This window comes from Streptomyces sp. TRM49041 (assembly GCF_008271805.1).
In the GTDB taxonomy this organism is placed as follows: Bacteria; Actinomycetota; Actinomycetes; order Streptomycetales; family Streptomycetaceae; genus Streptomyces.
This window is the reverse complement of the sequence record NZ_VSRY01000137.1, coordinates 1-19517: the sequence shown is the minus strand read 5'-3', so window position 1 is coordinate 19517 and position 19517 is coordinate 1. Positions and strand designations below refer to the sequence as shown.

21 protein-coding genes are annotated in these 19517 nt (G+C 71.4%); 6 read left to right on the top strand and 15 right to left on the bottom strand.

The features are described 5' to 3' along the window. Positions 1-54 precede the first annotated feature (54 nt). On the top strand, positions 55-570 hold the full coding sequence (locus tag FVS66_RS16910) for a winged helix-turn-helix domain-containing protein (protein ID WP_149181543.1): 516 nt from the start codon (positions 55-57) through the stop codon (positions 568-570). Beyond that, on the top strand, positions 525-1130 hold the full coding sequence (locus FVS66_RS16905; protein WP_149182005.1) for an IS630 family transposase: 606 nt from the start codon (positions 525-527) through the stop codon (positions 1128-1130). Before FVS66_RS16910 ends, FVS66_RS16905 begins: the two co-directional genes overlap by 46 nt. 657 nt (positions 1131-1787) lie before the next feature. Here FVS66_RS16905 and FVS66_RS16900 read toward each other — a convergent pair. Together FVS66_RS16900 and FVS66_RS16895 are read right to left on the bottom strand one after the other, a co-directional pair. Continuing rightward, positions 1788-2015, bottom strand: a complete 228-nt coding sequence (locus FVS66_RS16900; protein WP_262387039.1) for a DUF397 domain-containing protein — start codon at positions 2013-2015, stop codon at positions 1788-1790. Beyond that, positions 1991-2842: a helix-turn-helix transcriptional regulator gene (locus FVS66_RS16895; RefSeq protein ID WP_149182004.1), complete on the bottom strand. Its 852-nt coding sequence runs from the start codon at positions 2840-2842 to the stop codon at positions 1991-1993. The genes FVS66_RS16900 and FVS66_RS16895 overlap by 25 nt, the downstream gene beginning before the upstream one ends. A gap of 127 nt (positions 2843-2969) precedes the next feature. Here FVS66_RS16895 and FVS66_RS16890 point away from each other — a divergent pair, with 127 nt between their 5' ends. Beyond that, positions 2970-3239 (top strand): hypothetical protein, encoded by a 270-nt coding sequence (locus tag FVS66_RS16890; protein ID WP_399225708.1) that lies wholly within the window; start codon positions 2970-2972, stop codon positions 3237-3239. Between the two features lie 119 nt (positions 3240-3358). Next, on the top strand, positions 3359-3496 hold the full coding sequence (locus FVS66_RS35055; RefSeq protein ID WP_187645555.1) for a hypothetical protein: 138 nt from the start codon (positions 3359-3361) through the stop codon (positions 3494-3496). A gap of 193 nt (positions 3497-3689) precedes the next feature. On the opposite strand, the gene FVS66_RS16885 is transcribed toward FVS66_RS35055, so the two are convergent. From FVS66_RS16885 to FVS66_RS16845, 9 genes are all read right to left on the bottom strand, one after another. After that, complete coding sequence (locus FVS66_RS16885; RefSeq protein ID WP_149182003.1) at positions 3690-4007, bottom strand: cupin; 318 nt, start codon at positions 4005-4007, stop codon at positions 3690-3692. 181 nt (positions 4008-4188) lie between these two features. Beyond that, complete coding sequence (locus tag FVS66_RS16880; protein WP_149182002.1) at positions 4189-5754, bottom strand: APC family permease; 1566 nt, start codon at positions 5752-5754, stop codon at positions 4189-4191. 225 nt (positions 5755-5979) lie between these two features. Then, positions 5980-7515 (bottom strand): aldehyde dehydrogenase family protein, encoded by a 1536-nt coding sequence (locus FVS66_RS16875; protein WP_149182001.1) that lies wholly within the window; start codon positions 7513-7515, stop codon positions 5980-5982. Between the two features lie 109 nt (positions 7516-7624). Further along, complete coding sequence (locus tag FVS66_RS16870) at positions 7625-9361, bottom strand: amidohydrolase family protein (protein ID WP_149182000.1); 1737 nt, start codon at positions 9359-9361, stop codon at positions 7625-7627. A 350-nt stretch (positions 9362-9711) separates the two neighbouring features. After that, complete coding sequence (locus FVS66_RS16865) at positions 9712-10839, bottom strand: LLM class flavin-dependent oxidoreductase (RefSeq protein ID WP_149181999.1); 1128 nt, start codon at positions 10837-10839, stop codon at positions 9712-9714. 115 nt (positions 10840-10954) lie between these two features. Next, positions 10955-11716, bottom strand: a complete 762-nt coding sequence (locus tag FVS66_RS16860) for a glucose 1-dehydrogenase (RefSeq protein WP_149181998.1) — start codon at positions 11714-11716, stop codon at positions 10955-10957. A gap of 12 nt (positions 11717-11728) precedes the next feature. After that, complete coding sequence (locus tag FVS66_RS16855) at positions 11729-12670, bottom strand: LLM class F420-dependent oxidoreductase (RefSeq protein ID WP_187645554.1); 942 nt, start codon at positions 12668-12670, stop codon at positions 11729-11731. 80 nt (positions 12671-12750) lie between these two features. Further along, a complete protein-coding gene (locus tag FVS66_RS16850; RefSeq protein ID WP_149181997.1) occupies positions 12751-13206 on the bottom strand; it encodes a hypothetical protein in 456 nt (151 codons plus the stop codon). A gap of 157 nt (positions 13207-13363) precedes the next feature. Continuing rightward, a complete protein-coding gene (locus FVS66_RS16845) occupies positions 13364-13699 on the bottom strand; it encodes a hypothetical protein (RefSeq protein WP_149181996.1) in 336 nt (111 codons plus the stop codon). 310 nt (positions 13700-14009) lie between these two features. On the opposite strand from FVS66_RS16845, the gene FVS66_RS16840 reads away from it, so the two are divergent. Further along, positions 14010-14423: a hypothetical protein gene (locus FVS66_RS16840; RefSeq protein WP_149181995.1), complete on the top strand. Its 414-nt coding sequence runs from the start codon at positions 14010-14012 to the stop codon at positions 14421-14423. Positions 14424-14489: 66 nt separating this feature from the next. Here the strand turns inward: FVS66_RS16840 and FVS66_RS16835 are convergent, their stop codons facing one another. Beyond that, the gene (locus tag FVS66_RS16835; protein WP_149181994.1) at positions 14490-15440 is read right to left on the bottom strand and encodes a threonine/serine dehydratase; all 951 of its coding nucleotides are present in this window, start codon (positions 15438-15440) and stop codon (positions 14490-14492) included. Positions 15441-15442: 2 nt separating this feature from the next. After that, positions 15443-16297, bottom strand: coding sequence for a proline hydroxylase (locus tag FVS66_RS16830; protein ID WP_149181993.1), 855 nt, complete (start codon positions 16295-16297; stop codon positions 15443-15445). A 194-nt stretch (positions 16298-16491) separates the two neighbouring features. On the opposite strand from FVS66_RS16830, the gene FVS66_RS16825 reads away from it, so the two are divergent. Then, positions 16492-17244 (top strand): SDR family oxidoreductase, encoded by a 753-nt coding sequence (locus tag FVS66_RS16825; protein WP_187645553.1) that lies wholly within the window; start codon positions 16492-16494, stop codon positions 17242-17244. Positions 17245-17268: 24 nt separating this feature from the next. On the opposite strand, the gene FVS66_RS16820 is transcribed toward FVS66_RS16825, so the two are convergent. Further along, entirely contained in the window at positions 17269-17862 is a 594-nt protein-coding gene (locus FVS66_RS16820) for a pentapeptide repeat-containing protein (RefSeq protein ID WP_149181992.1), read from the bottom strand. Between the two features lie 95 nt (positions 17863-17957). Continuing rightward, a complete protein-coding gene (locus FVS66_RS16815) occupies positions 17958-19178 on the bottom strand; it encodes an amidohydrolase family protein (RefSeq protein WP_149181991.1) in 1221 nt (406 codons plus the stop codon). Between the last annotated feature and the right edge of the window lie 339 nt (positions 19179-19517).

Genomic DNA, 19517 nt, shown 5'->3' with positions numbered 1-19517 from the left:
CTGAGGTTGAAAGGGTGGGGTGACAGCGGGCGTTGGCGGTGCTACATCCTCGTCATGAGGTATGCGGATGGCGGCGGGTTGACCGCCGTGGGGCGGGCGAAGCGTGAAGCGGTGCGCTTCGAGGCCGCGGAGATGTTCAAGCAGGGGGTGCGGCCGCCGGAGGTGGCCGGCAGATTGCGCGTGTCACGGAAGTCAGCGTATGCCTGGCACGCCTCCTGGCGTGAGGGTGGCAGAGCAGCCCTGACGTCCAAGGGGGCCGGCGGCTTTCCGTGCCGGCTGGGCGATGTTCAGGCGGAGCGGCTGCAGGCCGAGTTGGAGGCCGGGCCAACGGCGCATGGCTGGATGGAGGACCAGCGGTGGACCCTGGCGAGGGTCGCGGAGCTGATCCACAGACTGTTCGGGTACCGGTACACCCCGCGCGGGGTGTCGTACCTGCTGCACAGGCTCGGCTGGTCGCCGCAGGTCCCCGCGCACCGGGCCGTCGAGCGGGACGAGCAGGCCGTTGGGCTGTGGCGGACGGAGCAGTGGTCACGGGTAAGAGGACGGCCCAGCTCCTGGGCGCGTGGGTAGTCTTCGAGGACGAGGCCGGGCAGGACCTGAAACCCGGAAAGGGCCGGACCTGGTCGCGACGCGGGCAAACGCCGCTGGTCAGGGTCACGGGCAAGGGTTCCGGCCGGGTCCTGATGGCCGGGATGATCTGCATCAGACCGGGACGCGAGACCAGGCTGATCTACCGGACCCAGACGTACCGGGGCCGTACCGGCGAGAAGAAGGGCTTTCGCGCCCGCGAGTTCGCGGACCTGCTGACCTCCGCCCGTCGGCAACTCGGCGGTGCCCCGCTGATCGTGGTGTGGGACAACGCCAGCACCCACCACGCCAAAGCCTTGCGGAAGTTCTGCGAGCGCAACAGCGAGTGGCTGACCATCGTCAAGCTGCCGCCATACGCACCCGACCTCAACCCCGTCGAAGGCGTGTGGGCCCACCTGAAGAAGTCCCTGGCCAACCTCGCACCCCACACAATCGACGACCTCACTCCGCTCGTGAAGAACCGCTTGCGCGGCATCCAACGCCGCCCCGAAGTCCTCAACGGCTTCATAGCCGAGACCGGACTGGCACTGGAGCCCCCGTAGCGTCACCCCACCCTTTCAACCTCAGATACAGTTGGCGCTCCAGGTCTTTGCCGGAAATAACGAGACAGATTTCCAGACACGGACAGCATGCGGGAGATCGAAGGACTTCAGCTTCACGTCTCACGTGGGCCCAGGGGGTGCTACCAGTGTGCATCTGACGCTGACTGGCATAAACGATATCGGGTCGATCGCCTGGCTCGACGCGGCGGTGATCAAACGCTAACCACCGAGGTGGCGTGGCAGTGGCATACCGGCGACTTCACAGGCAGACACTGCCTGCGGCGAGCGGGTTCATTCGTGGCCCCATCAACAAGCATGATGAGGCCCGTAGCGGTGGGCCAACAGCGTGATCAGCCGTGGTTCATCCAGAAGAGCGGCCTGAGGCAACAAGAAGCACGGGGCTCACGACGCCGCCAACTCCGCAGCTGCGCCCCTTGCTGACGCACTATCCAAGTATGAGGAGCGGGACCCCACCCACGATCCAGAACCGTTCATCCATTCCTTAAAGCTGCGGTGCCCTTCTTGGCGGCGCTTACCGCCTCCTTGAGGCAGGTCTCGCACTGCTTCCTTCAGGAATGCGGCGAGGTCTTCGCGAGGCTGCGCCGAGGCGGCGACGTTGCGCAAGTCGAACACTGGCTTACCGCCGGAACCGCGACTTCAGCCGCGAGCAGGGGATGCGAACTCCCCGCTTCTCACGGCCGTGACGAACGACGACCAGGCGGCCGGCTCGAAGACGAGCGTGGCGCGGTGTGGGGTCTTGCTGTCGCGTACGGGGACGGCGCCGGGGAGGTTGTCGGCCACCTCGACGCAGGCGCCGCCTCCGCCGTTGCTGTAGCGGGACTTGCGCCAGCGCGCGGCGCTCATGTCGACTCGGCGGACGGGCATGGGACTTCCTCCAGCACTCGCTGTACGAACTCCGTCGACTCACGCGGGGACAAGGCGTGGTCACGCAGCCGATCGTAACCACGCTGAAGCAGCTCGACTCCAGTGCATTCCTGGACCAGTTCACCCTTGTATCCGGTCTCGACCCAGGCCACCGTGCGTCCCTCCGGGAGGCGTAGAAGCCACGTCTCGGTGTTGTTCAGCTCGCACAAGCCCGCTGAGAAGGGAAGGACTTGTACGGCGACGTTTCGCTGCGCCGCCATGGCGATCAGGTGCTTCAACTGCTCGCGCCATGCACCGGCGCCCAGCAGCGGTCGGCGTAACACCGTCTCATCGAGGACCGCGCGGAAGTGCGGGGCCGCCTCGCCGAGAAGCACATCGCGGCGGCTGATGCGCGCATCGACCTGCTGGTCGATCTGCTCCTCCTCCAGTACACCCGCCAGCTCGAACATCGTCCGGGCGTACTCCCTGGTCTGGAGCAGCCCGGGTACGACGCTGGGCGCATACAGCTGAATGCTCGTGGCCTCCGCCTCCAGGGCCATGAAGCGCCGGTACTGCTCCACGAAGCGCGAGGTGTCACCGACGGCCAGTTCCCAGAGCGCGAGCAGGAACCCCGGCGTGCCGTAGTACTGGTCCAACGCCTCCACGACATCCGCGCTGCCCAGGGTCTGCCCCCTCTCCATCTTCCCGAACAGGGACCAGTCCCAGCCCAGTGCCTCGCCCAGCTTGCGCAGGCTGTCGCCGCGCTGGTCCCGCAGCGACCTCAGCTCCTCCGCGAATCGGCGGCGCGGTTCCTGGCTCCTGCCTGTGACCATGCGGTTCGTCCCCATGCGGCTCCCCTCCGTGGAACGTGTGGAACGCGCCCCCGAGCGGCGTGGAAGGGCAGTCCGCGTCGGTACTCACGCCCGTACTCCGGGGTCCATTCTCGTAACACCCGGTATACGCAGCGTAGTCCGGGTGTCACTCGACATATACGGGAACAGCGAACGGAGTTCGGCCATGGCCATGGAGCGGCAGCCGGTTGTCACGAGGTTCAAGGAGGTCATGGACGCCCGCGACGCCCTCGCGGCCGCCCTGCGGCAGGCGGGCATCCAGTTGCCCGCGCTGGACATCCGGGCCACCGGGCGTACGGGCGATCCCGGGTACGGGCTCGTCGATCTCGGCGTGTGCGCCGCGCCGGTCGCGCTCGCGCTGGCGTCCGTGATCGCCAGGGGTGCGGCACGGTGACGCGGCTGTGGGGGCGGGTGCGGCGGTGGCTGCGGCGGTGCGGCGCGCGCCACGTGATGCTGCCCGCCGGGCCGGCACCCGTACCCGTACCCGTACCCGTACCGGCAGAAGTGTTTCCCGTGCTGGAGCATCGGAGCCCGTACGCCCGGGAGGTCGCGGACGAGCGGCCCGTGAGGGAGACGGTCAGCCCCGTGCGGCCGTACGTGGGCGCGGTCGCGGCGTCCTTCGCATGCGACCCGTTCGGGGCACAGGCATAGGGCGTCGGCATCGGGGATCGCGCCGCCGTCGAACGACGTTCCGCGGCTGCGCCCGTTCTTCTCGCGCGTCCTCCGGTGAGCGGTGCGAGTCCTGGGCATGCGTGCCGTAGGGCCGTCCTGGTGCCGGGAGTGCGGCGGCCTCCGGGCCGCCCCCCTCCACGGGCGCGTCTCCCCAGGCCGGTGGGGCGGTCGGTCAGTCGTTGACCGCCGTCAGGAGGAACGCCGTGTCCGTCACCGCCGTCAGCGAGTGCCGCTCGTGCGGGATCAGGAACAGGTCCCCGTTCGTGAGCTCGACGTCCTCCGATTCGGTCTTCAGCTTCACGACCCCGCGCAGCACCTGCAGTGACGCGGCGGGCGGTGCGTTGTGCTCTTCGAGCTTCGTGCCGGCCGTGAGCGCGATGACGGTCTGCCGCAGGGGGCGTTCGCGCAACAGCAGGTTGGCGCTGCGGCCGTGCTCGGAGCGGTGTGCGGCGACCAGGTGTTCCTCGGCGATGGCGTAAAGGTCGTACATACGTCCACCCTGCACCGGGCGGGCGGGGGCCGCACGAGGAACGAGCAAGGGCTGGGGGCACGGGCAGGGCGTACGGGCGGGCGTGTGCGGGGCCGGGGCGTACGTATGGGGCCGGCCGTCGGCCGGGGTGCCGGGGCGCGGGAGCGCCCCGGCGCGTGATGCTTCGGTGGCGTGTGCGGGGTCAGTCCGCGACCACCAGCGCCGGGGTCTCCTTCGTCAGGACCTCACCGCGGAAGAACGCCGGGCTGCGCCGGGTCATCCAGGCCATGACGGCCAGGCCGAGCAGCAGCATGCCGACACCGATGACGAAGACGGAGCCCATACCGAGGACCGACGAGCCGCTGCCGTACGCCGGGTCCCACATGTCCTTCAGCGTCTGGGCGAAGACCGCCGTCAGCATCAGGCCGCCGATGCCCGGCAGGATGCCCTTGACGAACAGGTCACGGGCCGAGCGGCTCAGCTCGCGGCGGAAGAACCAGACGCAGGCGAAGGCGGTGATCGCGTAGTAGAAGCAGATCATCAGGCCGAGCGCGTAGATCGTGTCGACCAGGACGTTCTCGCTGACCAGGGTCATCACCGAGTAGAAGACGCCGGTCGCGACACCGGCGACGATCGTGGCGCGGCCCGGGGTCTTGTGGACCGGGTGGACCTTGGCGAAGGCCGGCGGGAACGCCTCGTACGTCGACATCGCGAGCGCCGTGCGGGCGACCGGGATGAACGTCGTCTGGAGGCTGGCCGCGGCGGAGGCCAGGACGGCCAGGAAGAGCAGGATACCGAGGCCGGAGCCCATGATCGGGGACGCGAGAGTCGCGAAGACGTTGTCGGCGGTGTCCGGGTTGCCGAGGCCGAGGCCCTTCTCGCCGATGCCCGCGTACATCTGCACCGCGATGGCGACCATCAGATACGAGGAGACGATCACGATGATGGCGAGCAGGGCGGCGCGGCCGGGTGTGCGGGCGCTGCCGACGCTCTCCTCGTTCACGGAGAGGCAGGTGTCCCAGCCCCAGTAGATGAAGATCGAGAGGGAGAGGCCCGCCGTGAAGGCCGCGAAGGACTCCACCGCGAAGGGGTTCATCCAGGTCCAGGAGAAGGAGAGCGATCCTGCGACCTCGTCGGCCTTCGTCACGGCCATCGCCGCGAAGAGGACGATGACGACCAGCTGGAGGCCCACCAGGGCGTACTGGAGCCACTTCGTGGCCGTGATGCCCCGGTAGCCGACCACCGTCGCGGCGGCCACGAAGGCCAGCGTCGTGAGGATGTGGACGGCCTTGTTGTCGTCCAGGGCCGCGAGCGCGGGGCTGCCGGTGATCTCACCGGCCGTGAGCCAGAAGAAGGAGGTCGCGACGCCCGCCAGGTTCGACAGGACCACCACCGTGGCCACCAGCAGGCCCCAGCCGCACATCCAGCCCACCTTCGGGCCGAACGCCTTGACCGACCAGGTGAAGGAGGTGCCGCAGTCCGGTATCGCCTTGTTCAGCTCCCGGTACGCGAAGGCCACGAGCAGCATGGGGAGGAAGCCGGCGAGGAAGATCGCGGGCATCTGGAGGCCGACCTCGCTGACCGTCGGGCCGAGCGTCGAGGTCAGACAGTAGACCGGGGCGACGGTCGAGACGCCGATGACGGCACCGCCCATCAGGCCGACGGAGTTCCCGCCGAGGCCCTTGGTACGCACGCCACCGCTCTCGCCCGTCGCGGTGACGTTCCCTACCGTGTCTCCGGCCTGGGGCCGCGCTTCCACCTGAGTCATGAGGAGGACGGTAGGTGCTGCGATTTCCACATCCGGAGTATCGAGCTCCGCGATCTCCCCCTTTGATTGCGCGGGATGAAGCGGGCAGGCGGCATGGATTCGATGGTCTACTTAGCCGCCAAGTGAGCATCTCATGATTGAAGCTATTGGTGTTCGATATACGGGAATCGTAGGTCTGCCCGATTTGCACCTTTGAAAAATTTCCCGTGCTTGTTTTTCCGGGTTTCAGCCTCCGTTTCCCCCACCCGGCCACATCACCGCCTGGAACTCGCTGTACGCGTACAGCGCGTACGAGCCCACGTCGCGCCCCACCCCGCTCCTCCGGAAGCCCCCGAACGGCGCCTCCATGTTCCTGGCCACCGTGTTCACGCCCACCCCGCCGGACCGCAGCAGGCCCGCCACACGCCAAGCGCGGGCCACGTCCCCCGACCAGACGTAGTCGATCAGGCCGTACTCGCTGTCGTTCGCCAGCGCCACCGCCTCCTCCTCGCCGTCGAAGGGCACCACGACCACCACCGGACCGAAGATCTCCTCCCGCACCACCCGCATCCCCGACGTACAGCCGGTCAGCAGCGTCGGGGCCACATGGAAGCCCTTCGCGTACGGCGGCCGCTCCCCGCCGGCCGCCACCCGGGCGCCCTCCTCGCGGCCCAGCTCCACATACGCCTCGATACGGTCCCGGTGCGCCGCCGAGATCACCGGGCCGACCACCGTCCCCGGGTCCGCCGGGTCACCGCCCGGCAGCCGCGCCGCGTACGCCGCCAGCCGCTCGACCAGCCGGTCGTGGATGCCGCGCTGCGCGAGGACGCGCGTCGGGGCCGTACAGATCTGGCCGCTGTAGAAGGAGAACGTCGTACCGATACCCCGCACCGCCGCGTCCAGGTCGGCGTCGTCGAAGACCAGCGCGGCGCCCTTCCCGCCCAGCTCCATCAGCTGCCGCTTCACGTCGCGGCCGCAGACCTCGCCGATACGGCGGCCCACGGCGGTCGAGCCCGTGAAGCTGACCATGTCGACGTCCGGCGAGGCGACGAGCGCCTCCCCGGTGTCGGGGCCGTCCGGGCCGCCCGAGCCGGTGACGACATTCACCGTCCCGGGCGGCGCGCCCGCCTCCTCCAGGGCCCGCGCCAGCGCGTACACGGAGAGCGGGTCCTGGGGGGCGGGCTTCACGACGACCGTGTTGCCCATGGCCAGGGCCGGGGCGATCTTGCCGGCGGGGTTCGCCCACGGATTGTTGTACGAGGTGACGCAGGCGACCACACCGACCGGGCGGCGCACCGCGAGCGCGCCGACGAGGCTCGCGGGGCCCATCGGTCCCGCGGGGGTCGGCTGCGGGGGCAGGGCCCGCTCGACCGGCTCCAGGGCGCCCCGCGCGTACCGGCGGAACCGTGCCGCCGCCACCGCCACCTGCATCCCGCGCGCGGTCGCCGCCGTCGCCCCGCTCTCGGCGCGGGCCAGCCGTGCGTGGGCGTCCGCGTCGCGGGCGATCAGCGCGGCGGCCCGGTCCAGGACGGCCGCCCGGTCCTCCGGCCGGGTGCGCGACCAGGTGGGAAACGCCTCCCGGGCGGCGCGGGCGGCCTCCCGGGCCTGGTCGGGGGACGCGTCGGGGGCGAGGCCGACGACCTCCTCCGTCGCGGGGTTCACGACCTCGTAGTGGCCGCGGCCGGGCTCGACCCACGCGCCGCCGATGAAGAGGCTCACCGGGCCGCTGCCGGCCGCGTCGCCCACGGCGCCGCCCGTCGTCCTGTCCGTCCCGCCGCTCATCGCCGCGCCCTCGCGTCACGCGTCACGCCCGCCATCGCCCCGCCCACGGCGCGGCAGGTGCCCGTGCCCGTCGCGCCGCCCGTCGCCGTACCCGGGCCCGTCGCCTCGTTCACCGCGTCGCCACCGTCCTCGTGTCCCGCCCCGACCGCAGCACCCGGCCCGGCACCGCCCCGGTCACCTCGTCGTCCCGGACCGTCTCCACGCCGTTGACCCGTACGGACACGATGCCGACCGCCCGCGAGTCGAGGCGCGGACTGTCCCCCGGCAGGTCGTGGACCAGCGTCGCGGGGCCCGCGTCGACGCGCTCCGGGTCGAACAGCACCAGGTCCGCGTGGTACCCCTCGGCGATCCGGCCGCGCCCGCGCAGCCCGAAGAGCCGCGCCGGGTCGTCGGTGAGCATCCGCACCGCGTCCTCCAGCCCGGCCAGCCGCCGCCCGCGCAGACAGTCCCCGAGGAACCGTGTCGTGTAAGGCGCCCCGCACATCCGGTCCAGATGCGCGCCCGCGTCGGAGCCGCCCAGCAGCACGTCCTCGTGCCGCCACGTCTCGGCGCGCAGCGCCCACGACGCCGGGTCGTTGTCGGCGGGCATGGGCCACAGGACGGTTCGCAGGTCGTCCCGGGCGCAGATCTCGACCAGGCAGTGGAACGGGTCCTGGCCGCGTTCGCGCGCGATGTCCTCGACGACCCGGCCGGTCAGACCCTCGTTCTCCGCGCTGTACGTGTCGCCGACGACGTACCGGCCGAAGTGCGCGAGGCGCCGGAAGATCCCGGCCTCGTCGGAGTCGGCGCGGCGCAGGAGCTCGGCGCGGACGGCGGGGTCGCGGAGGCGCTCGATCCGCTCGGGGACGGGCAGGCCCAGGACCGGGCCCCAGCCGGGAATGAGGTTCAGGGCGCAGAAGGTGCCCAGGGACATGTTCATGGGCGTGAGGATCGGCATCGTGAGCGCGACGACGCGGCCGCCGGCCTTGCGGGCGCGTTCGGCGGGGAGCAGCTGGCGGGGGACGCGGTCGGGGACGGCGGCGTCGATGGTGAGGACGTTCCAGTTGAGGGGGCGGCCGGCGGCGGCGGTCATCTCGACCAGGAGATCGATCTCGTCGTCCTCGAACCGGTCGAGGCACCCCGACACGATCGCCTCCAGCTGGGTGCCCTCGTGGTCGCCGACCGCCCTGGAGAGCGCCAGCAGCTCGTCGGGGCGCGCGTACCGGGACGCCACGGGGTGGCCGTCGCCGTCCGAGTGCGTGCCCGACTGGGTGGTCGACAGGCCCCAGGCGCCGGCGTCCATCGCGTCGTGGAGCAGGCCCACCATGGCGGTGAGCTGCCCGGGAGTCGGGTCGCCGCCGATGGCGTCCGGGCCCATGACGTGTCGGCGGAGCGCGCAGTGGCCGACCATGAAGCCCGCGTTGACGGCTGTGCGGCCGTCGAGCGCGTCGAGGTACTCGCCGAAGCCACTCCAGGTCCAGGGGGCGCCCTCCTCCAGAGCGACGAGGGACATGCCCTCGACCTTCGCCATCATCCGGCGCGTGTAGTCGGCGTCGGCGGGGCGGGACGGGTTGAGGGGCGCGAGGGTGAAGCCGCAGTTGCCGCCGACGACGGTGGTCACGCCGTGGGTCATGGAGGGGGTGGCGTACGGGTCCCAGAAGAGCTGGGCGTCGTAGTGGGTGTGCGGGTCGACGAAGCCGGGGGCCAGGACGAGGCCGTCGGCGTCCTGGACTGTGCGGGCGTCCCGGAGGGTGCCGGGGGCCGCTACGGCTGCGACGTGCCCGTCGCGCAGGGCCACGTCCGCGGGGTGGGCGGGAGCGCCCGTGCCGTCCGCGAGGGTGGCGCCCTGGATCACGTGGTCGTACATGACGTCCCTTCCAGCTCGGTGTGCCCCGGCCGGAAGCCCGTCGGCCGGCCGCAGCCGACGGGCCTCCGACCGGGCGGTAAGGGCCTGCGGTCCGGGAAGCCGCGGGCCCTTCGGTGACCCCGACGCGCCCGGCGGGTCAGTCGCCGCCCGGCGGGCGGGGCCGTGCAGGGTCGGCCCCCGCAGGGGCCAGGCGGCGCCGGTCGGGCGGCGGGCACGTGGGCTGGGGGCCGCCGGCGTCGGTCGGCATGTGGGCCACCGGCGCCGGCGGCCCCCGTCCAGGGCATGGGCGTGGACGGGGGCCCCGTCCTGGGCATGGGCGTGGGCCTGGCGCGCCGTCGCCGGGTCGGCGCTCAGGAGTCCGACGCCGCCCGCAGGCGGGTCGTGCGGTGGACGGGGTCGGTGTCGATCTCGGGGATCACGTGTTCGCCGATCAGGCGGATCGTGGTCATGGTGTCCTCGTAGGACACCCCGATCGGCAGGCCGAAGGACAGCTGGTCGGCGCCCGCCTGCTCCCAGCGCCTGCACTGCCGCAGCACCTCCTCCGGGTCGCCGCAGATCATCAGCTCCTCGGCGACGAGGAGTTCGATGACCTCCTCGGTGTACTCGGGCAGCAGCTCGGGCCACTCGGGGATGCCGTCGGGACGCGGGAACGTGTCGTGGTAGCGGAACAGCAGGGACTGGAGGTAGTTCAGCCCGCCGCCGACCGCGATCTCGACCGCCTTCGCGTGGGTCTCCGCGCAGATCGCCGTGGACGTGACCATCACGTTGTCGTTGACGAACGCCCCCACCGGCTCGGCGTCCTTGACGGCGCCCTTGTAGGAGTCGACGACCCACTCCATGTCGGACACCTTCTGGACGCTGAACCCGAGCACGCCGAGACCCTTGCGGGCGGCCATGGCGTACGAGGACGGGGACCCGGCCGCGTACCACATGGCGGGGTGGGCGGCGCCGTAAGGCTTGGGAAGGATCTTGCGGGGCGGTAGCGACCAGTGCCGGCCCTGGAAGCCCTCGTACTCGTCCTGGAGCCACATCTTGGGGAACTCGGCGATGGTCTCTTCCCAGATCTCCTTGGTGTGGTTCATGTCGGTGATGCCCGGCAGGAACCCGAGGATCTCGTGCGACCCGGCCCCGCGCCCGGTGCCGAACTCGAAGCGGCCGCCCGACAGATGGTCGAGCATGGCCACCTTCTCGGCGACCTTGACCGGGTGGTTCACCGGGGCCAGCGGGTTGAAGATCCCGGAGCCGAGGTGGATGCGCTCGGTCGCGTGCGCGAGGTAGCCGAGGAAGACGTCGTTGGCCGACAGATGGGAGTACTCCTCCAGGAAGTGGTGCTCGGAGGCCCAGGCGTACTTGAACCCGGACCGGTCCGCCTCGATGACGTACTCGGTCTCCTCCATCAGCGCCTTGTGCTCCGCCTGGGAGTCGGCGCGCACCCGCTCGGCCGGTACGTATCCCTGTACAAAGAGCCCGAATTCCAAGGGGTTCACCGTCCCTGCACATACGTACACCAGTTATCTGACGGATCGTCAGCTCAGTCGGGTACGACTGTTCCAGCGGGGGTCGCGGCGGTCAAGACGCAGAGCTGACTGGGCGTCAGAAAAGCTTCACCCCCGCCAGCCACCCCCCGTCGATCACGAACGGCTGCCCCGTGATGTACGACGACTCCTCCCCCGTCAGGAACAGCGCCAGCGCGGCCACCTCCTCCGGCCGCCCCGCCCGCCCCAGCGGCACCAGGTTCCGGTACAGCTCGTCGAGGGCCTCCGGGCCCGCGCCGTCCGGGTTGCTCATCGGGGTGTCGACGGCGCCCGGGCAGATGGCGTTGACGCGGATGCCCTTCGCGGCCAGCTCGACGGCCGCCACCCGCGTCAGCCCGAGGACCGCGTGCTTGGTCGCGGCATAGGCGCCGACGTACGCCATGCCCGTCATCGCGGTGTACGAGGCGGTGTTGACGATGGTGCCGCCACCCGCCGCCTCGATCTCGGGCGCGACGGTGCGGATGCCGAGGAAGCAGCCCACCTGGTTGACCCGCACCACCTGCTCGAACTCCTCCAGAGGCGTGGCCACCAGCTCGTTGAAGCGGAGGATGCCGGCGTTGTTGACCAGGCCGTCGACGTGGCCGTACGCCTCCTTCGCCGCCCGCACGGCGGCGGTCCAGTCGTCCTCCTCGGTCACGTCCAGATGGACGTACCGCGCGACGTCGGTACCCAGCTCCTCCGCCAGCGCCCCGCCCTGCCCGTCCAGCACGTCACCCAGCACCACCCGCGCGCCCTCCGCCGCGAAGAGGCGCGCCTCCTGGGCGCCCTGACCGCGCGCCGCGCCCGTGACGATGACGACACGTCCGTCCAGCCTGCCCATGTCCAGCGCCTCCTACAGCAGCGGTGCCACGCCCGTGGCGAAGGCCGCCATCTGGTCGATGAGTTCCGTGCGGCTCCGGGACCGGAACCGCACCTGGAGCTGCCCGACGCCCATCGCCCGGTACGCGCGCAGCGACTCGGCGATCTCCTCGGGGCCCCCGCGCAGGGTGCGTCGGCCGACCTCCCAGGAGGGCGTGCCCACATGGAGCGGTTCGGCGATGGCGCCGACCACGAGGGGCGCGGCGATCCCGGCGGCCTCGCGCAGGCTCCGAAGGTGGGCGATCAGTCCGGGGAGCCGCTCACGGGGGTCGCCCTGCGGCAGCCAGCCGTCCCCCCGGAGCGCGGCGCGCCGCAGCGCGGCGGGGGAAGAGCCGCCGACCCACACCGGCACCCGGTCCTGTGCGGGGCGTGGCCGCTGACCGAGGCCCTCGAAGGCGTACCTCTCGCCCACGTGGACCGGGAACTCCTCCGCGCCCAGGGCGGCCCGCAGCGCGTCCACGCTCTCGTCCAGCAGGGCACCGCGCCCCTCGAAGTCCGCGCCCAGCGCGTCGAACTCCTCCCGCACATGTCCGGCGCCGACGCCGAGGATCACCCGGCCGCCGCTGAGGTGGTCGAGCGTGGCGTACTGCTTGGCGGTGACCAGCGGGTGGCGCAGGCCGACGACGGCGACATGGCTGAGGAGCCGTACGCGCGTGGTGGCCCCGGCCAGGAACGCCAGGGTGGCGACCGGGTCGTACCAGACGGTGGACATGGCGGCGGCGAGGCGCCGGGGTATCGCGACATGGTCGCAGCAGGCCACATAGGCGAAGCCGCCCCGGTCGGCGGCGCGGGCGACCTCGACGAGGTCGTCAACCCCGGCCCCGGTCTCCCAGCTCTCGGTGTAGACGGCACTCTGCGACTGGATCGGCAACTGCATCCCGTACAGCACGATGGGCCCCCTCTCGGAGCTGCCCATCGTGATAGCTGACGGTGCGTCAGACAAGATGGCCCGCAAAGCCGGAGGACGGCCGTCGCGCCGGAGGGAACGGCCGTCGTTCAGACGATGACGTGGCGGCCCTTCACGGCGCGCCCGCCGTGGGGGCGGGTCAGCACCTCGTCGGGCTGGCTGATCCCGAGGTGTCCATGGGCACGGAAGGCCAGGATGACGGCGGTGACCGCGAGCGGCGGAGCGGCGAGGCCGAAGAAGACGGCCGAGGGCAGGCCGAGCAGGACCGCCATCAGCGTCCACGACACGATGGCGGCCAGACCGGCGAGGGCGGCCCGTCGCCACAGGGTCCGCCGTCGGGCCCTGGTCTCCCGGGGGCCGAGGATCCGCACCCGAAGCCGCCGTCCGCAGTCGTGATGGGCGCAGACGACGTACCGGGTGGCCTCGCCCTCCTGAGGCCGCTCGATCTCCAGCCTGCTGGAGTGGCCGACGACGGAGACCACCGTGTTACCCGAAAGCGCCTCCCCGATGACGAAGTTGATCAGGACCGGAACAGTCTGTTCCATGTGTGTCATTCCGCCTCCCCTGAGTGAGGCCGCGCACTGGGGCCTGTCGTCACCGTGTCAGGCCCGCATCACGCGGTCCTCGCGCACCGGATGGCGGTGGAGCGCTCCCTTTGCCCGAGGCGGTCGAGGCGCCGCTCCACGACGGTGACAGCGAATGTCATTCCCCCGATGGTGCCGTGACGGCCGCCGCCCCGCCAGACGGTCCTACCAGGCCCCTGGGTCCGTGTTCGCGCCCGCCTCCGTCCGCGACGCTCACGTACAGGCTGAACGCCGGCTGGGCGACGGTGTCCTGATCGAAGACCCCGTCCGGGAACTCGCGGTTGATGTCGTCGTAGTGCATGAGCAGCCGGGCGTTGATCTCCCGCAGGGTGCCGTCGAAGACGGCCCGCCCCTCGACGGTGGCGGGGACCACGGCGGAGCCCCACGCCGTGCCGAGCCGGGCGAGCGACAAGGCCGGGGCGGCCGAGGGCATGGGGAGTGCCCCGCGGGTCACGATCTACAACCGGAGTCACTCGGCGGCGTCCGGCCCCGGACCGGAACATCGAATTCAATGCAGATTTCTCGTACTATCCGAATATAGTATTCGACGTCACCCTGTTCGCAGCATTCCCCGCCGACGCCAGGGCGAAACGGCGCAATGATGCATTGAGCTGAAGCACGACCTCACAGAGGATTATCCGTCAGCGCTACCGTGCTTCTTTCCGATTGTCCCGGACCTGGTTGACGATGCCGAAATAGGCGCATCATAAAAACAGCCGCACGGGCCGAATTGCGGCCCGGCAGTGACGGGACAGGAGATGCACATGGCTCAAGAAGTCGTGGCCACGTTCGCTGGTCCACTCGGCTCATTCTCCGTCAACCTCACCATCAACAACGGAAGCAGCGCGCAGGTTCAGTCGGTCGGTATCAGCGGCCGTACGGCCAAGTTCCCCGTCACGTGGGACAGCATGGGCTCCTTCGCCGGCCCCGCGACGCTCACCAGCACCGTCGGCGTGAACACCGAGGTGGTGATCGCGAACTTCTCGGGGTTCGCCCCCGGGGAGCAGGTGTCGTTCACCGGAATCGACCCCGACTTCACCGGCGCCCCGTCGGCCGGGGTGCGGGTCCTCGATCTGGCCGGAGCCCGGGCATACGCCCTTTTCTCCGACGGAACGACGGCCTTCGGTGAATTCGAAGCCACCACCGCAGGAACACTCCGCGCGGTTATGGCGAAGTAGCCGGACCTTCGGGCACGCGAAAGGGCGATGGGAGAACTGTCCGCGCGAGCCGGACAGCCCGAGCCGTCAGACGGGCCTCACCAGGTCCCCCGGGTCCGTGTTCGCGCCGCAAAGGACCACGGCGGCTCTCTCGCCCTCCGCCGGGCGGTACGCACGCAGGCCCGCCAGGGCGGTCGCCGCTGCGTGTTCCACCGCCAGGCGGTGGTCGTCCCACAGCTCGCGGCGGGCCCGGACGATGTCGGTGTCCGGGACGAGGACGGAGCACACGTCGTAGCGCTGGGCCGCGTACAGGGCCATCGGCGTGACCCGGCGGGCGCCGAGGGCGTCGGCGGCGACCGAGTCGACGGTGACGTCGACGACCTCGCCCGCCGCGAGGGCGGCGTTCAGGGCACGGCAGTTCTCCGGCTCGACGGCGACGACCCGTACGCCGTGCTCGTGGGCGGCGGTGGCGACTCCGGTGAACAGCCCGCCCCCGCCGACGGAGACGACGACCGTGTCCAGGTCGGGGAGGAGCGTGTGCAGCTCCTCCATGAGGGTGCCGGCGCCCGCGGCGATGAGCGGATGGTCGTACGCGTGCGAGGCGAGCGCCCCGGTGTCGGCGGCGAACTTCCGGCAGGCGTCCAGCGCCTCCGCGTACTCGTCGCCGACCAGCCGCACGTCGGCGTCGTACGCGCGCAGCCGGGCGACCTTCACGGCGGGGGCGTTGGCCGGCAGGAACACCGTGGCGCGGACGCCCTGCGCCTGCGCGGCCCAGGCGCAGGCGAGGCCCGCGTTGCCGCCGGAGGCGATGGTGACGCCCGCGTCCGGGAGGGTGCCGGAGTCCTGGTGGCTCCGGATGAAGTTGATCGCGCCGCGCGCCTTGAAGGTCCCTGTGTACTGCAGGAACTCCAGCGCGAACCATGTCCGGTCGTCACCGCCCGGGGCGACGACGAGCGGCCGGACGCGGCCGGCGACCCGTTCGGCGGCGGCGACGACGTCCCCGTGGGTGAGGTGCTGGTACTGGTACCGGTGATCCATGTTCAGGACCATACGACGAGGTGGCCGCTGGTGGTGAGGCCGAGGAAGAACGCGAAAGCGACGCGACGCCCCGGCCCGGTGTTGGCGTCCACGGCGTGGAAGTGGGCCGGGTTGAACAGCAGCGCGTCGCCGAGGTGCGGCGGCAGCCGGACCGACTGGCGGCCCTCGACGGCCGCGCGTCGGTAGCCGTACGTGTCGCGGTGCTCCTCGTCGCCCGGTGCCCAGCGGTGCCGCCACACCGTGGTGGCCCCGCCTCCGTCCGCGACGCTCACGTACAGGTTGAACGCCAGCTGGGCGACGGTGTCCTGATCGAAGACGCCGTCCGGGAACTCGCGGTTGATGTCGTCGTAGTGCATGAGCAGCCCGGCGTTGATCTCCCGCAGGGTGCCGCCGAAGACGGCCCGCCCCTCGACGGTGGCGGGGACGACGGCGGAGCCCCACGCCGTGCCGAGCCGGGCGAGCGAGATCGCGACGGGATCGGGCCGTATCGCGGCCCGGTTCCACTCGGCGCGGGCGGCGTCGGCGTCGGGCCAGTAGTGGTCGGCGTCGAGCTCGCCGCCGGGCAGCCGGTAGTCGTTGAACGCGGGCCCGAACCGCAGCACCGGAGTCGGCACCCTGGCCGGGTCGTACGGCGCGGTCGGCAGCCCGTCCAGCGCGTCGGTCACGGCCCGGCACGTGGCGGGATCGAGGAACGCCGGGACGCGTACGGCCGCGAGGGCGCCCGCCGCGAGGCGGGCCAGGTGGCGGCCGGTGAAGGCCGGGGCGTCCGCGACGGTGAACAGCGGATCGAACGGCGGGTCGAGCACCGCGGCCGCCGCTGCCGTGGGGCTGCCTGCCCCGGGTCGGCTGTGGTCCATGTCGGCGTCGCCTCCTTTTCGGGAGGGCAAACGGCACTCTCCGACGATACGACGGGCCACATCGGCCCGCATGTCCGGGCGCGGCCACGCTGAGTGAGCCACTGATTGCCGAAAACCGCCGTACGGCCCGCCTCCGCCCCCTAGATTCGGGCCCTTCGGAGGGTCCGGTGGCAGGTGCGGTCAGGGAGGACAGCGTGAGCGTGTTACGGGGAAGGACGGCCGTCGTCACGGGCGGTTCACGGGGGATCGGCCGGGCCATCGTGGAGCGGCTCGCCCAGGACGGCGCGGAGGTGGTCTTCAACTACGCGCGTGACGAGGAGGCCGCCGAGGACGTCGTACGGGCGGTGAAGGAGGCGGGCGGCGGCAGTGCCCGCGCCGTGGGGCTGGACCTGTCCGAGCCGGGCGCGCCGGAGGAGCTGATGCGCACCGCGACGGACGCGTCGTCGTCGGGCGCGGTGGAGATCCTGGTGAACAACGCGGCGCTGAACTTCACGCCGACGCCGCTGGACGAACTGCCGGAGCGGCTCTTCGACGAGGTGCTCCTGGTGAACGCCAAGGCCGCGTTCCTGACCGTGCGGTTCGCGGCACGGCACATGCCGGACGAGGGGCGGATCGTCAACATCTCGACGCTCAACACACGCCGTCCGGGGCGCGGGATCGCGCCGTACATGATGAGCAAGGGCGCCCTTGAGCAGCTCACGGCGGCGGCCGCGCAGGAGCTGGGCCCGCGCGGGATCACCGTCAACACGGTGTCCCCCGGTGCCACGGACACCACCCTGCTCCGTGGCACGAACCCACCGGAGGCCCTGGACATGGCGGTGGCCCTCACCCCCCTGGGCCGGCTGGGCGAACCGTCCGACGTGGCGGCCGTCGTGGCCTTCCTGACCGGCCCGGACGGCCGCTGGCTCACCGGCGAGAACCTCAGGGCCACGGGCGGCCTGAGCTGACCCCGGCCGTGCGGCGACCCGCTGTCACCCCACCTCGTACCCGAGCGCCGTCGCCAGCACGGCGGCCTGCTCCAGGTCGATCCTGGCGCCCCGCGCCTCCACCGTCCCCGGGTCCAGCGTCGACAGGTCGCTGCCCCGCAGGTCGGTGCGGTGGAGGCGGGCGCCGCGCAGGAGGGCGCCGGACAGGTCGCACCGGGTGACCGTGGCGTCCTCCAGCCGGGCCCCCGCCAGGTCGGCCTCCCGGAGGCGTACGCCGTCCAGCTCGGCCTTCCGCAGATCGGCGCCCACCAGGCCCGCGTACGACCAGTCGCCGCCCTCCACCACCAGCAGGCCGAACGTCGACTCGAGGAACCGGCTGCCCACCGCCTTGCACCGCTCGAACCGCGCGTCGAAGAACACGCACTTCCGGAAGGTGCAGTTGGTGAACGCCGAGCCGACGTGCCGCGACGCGTTGAACCGCACCCCGGAGAACGTACACGCGTCGAAGGACGCCCCCTCCGTCGCGCCCTCCGTCCAGTCCACGTCGTAGAACGTGCACCCCGCGAACATGTCCTCCGTGCCCAGTTCCCGCCCGTACCAGTCCTCGCCCCGCACGACGAGGTCACGTGTGATCGGCATGGTCCCGATTCAAGCTCGTCGGCGGGCTTGCCGTCCCGTTGTGGGCGGGTGTTCCGCCAGGGGCGGAACACCCGACGCCGACGGACCGGCCAGGCTCACGGCCCCGCCCACAGGCCCTCCGGCGTGAGGCCGAGCAGTTCGATCGCGTTGCCCCGGACGATGCGCTCCACCACGTCCGGGGCGAGGTGCGCCATCTGGGCCTCGGCGACCTGGCGGGACTCGGGCCAGGTCGAGTCGGAGTGCGGGTAGTCCGTCTCGTACAGGACGCTGCCGACGCCGATCGCGTCCAGGTTGCGCAGCCCGAACGCGTCGTCGAAGAAGCAGCCGTACACATGCTCGGCGAAGAGTTCCGACGGCGGGCGGTGGACCTTGTCGGCGACGCCGCCCCAGCCGCGGTTCTCCTCCCACACGACGTCGGCGCGCTCCAGGATGTACGGGATCCAGCCGATCTGGCCCTCCGCGTACATGATCCGCAGGCCGGGGAAGCGTTCCAGCTTGCCGCTCATCAGCCAGTCGGTCATGGAGAAGCAGCAGTTGGCGAAGGTGATCGTGGAGCCGACCGCGGGCGGCGCGTCCGCCGATGTCGAGGGCATGCGGCTGGACGAGCCGATGTGCATCGCGATCACCGTGCCGGTCTCGTCGCAGGCGGCCAGGAAGGGGTCCCAGGCGTCCGTGTGGATCGACGGCAGGCCGAGGTGCGGCGGTATCTCCGAGAAGGCCACCGCCCGTACCCCCCGGGCGGCGTTCCTGCGGACCTCGGCGGCGGCCAGCTCGGCGTCCCAGAGCGGGATCAGGCAGAGCGGGATCAGCCGGCCGCCCGCGTCGGGGCCGCACCACTCCTCCACCATCCAGTCGTTGTACGCGCGGACCCCGAGCAGGCCCAGCTCGCGGTCGGCGGCCTCCGTGAAGGTCTGGCCGCAGAAGCGCGGGAAGGTGGGGAAGCAGAGCGCCGACTGGACGTGGTTGGCGTCCATGTCGGCGAGCCGGTCGGGGACGTTGTACGAGCCGGGGCGCATCTGCTCGTATGTGATGACCTCCAGCCGGATCTCGTCCCTGTCGTACCCGACGGCCGTGTCGAGGCGGGTGAGCGGGCGGTGCAGGTCCTCGTACACCCACCAGTCCCCGACCGGTCCGTCGTCGCCGGGCGCGCCCATGACCGGGGCGAACTTGCCGCCGAGGAAGGTCATTTCCCTCAGCGGCGCCCGGACGACGCGCGGGCCGGTGTCGCGGTGGCGGGCGGGGAGCCGGTCCCGCCAGACGCCGGGCGGTTCCACGGTGTGGTCGTCCACGGAGATGATTCTCGGGAATGCCTCCATGTCCCTCACCGTAGCGCTGAACTGACGGATCGTCAGCTGTACGGGATCGTCGGATCGTGTCACGACCTTGTGCGGAGCGTCATCCCGATGCTGACGCACCCGCCGGAAACAAGGCAGACTGTCAGCGGCGATACCAGCGGTACGGGCAGGGGGAGCTATGGACCGTGACAACGGGCCGCGAGTGCCGGAGCAGCGTGCTCCACGGCAGGCGCAGGCACGGGGCGGTCAAGCACCGGACGACAAACGGTCCCCGGGAGGGCACCGGACCCGGGGCGACGGGCCGGCGGGCGGCGGGCCGGCGGGCGGCGGGCCCGCGGGCGTCCCCGACCCGGCGGACAG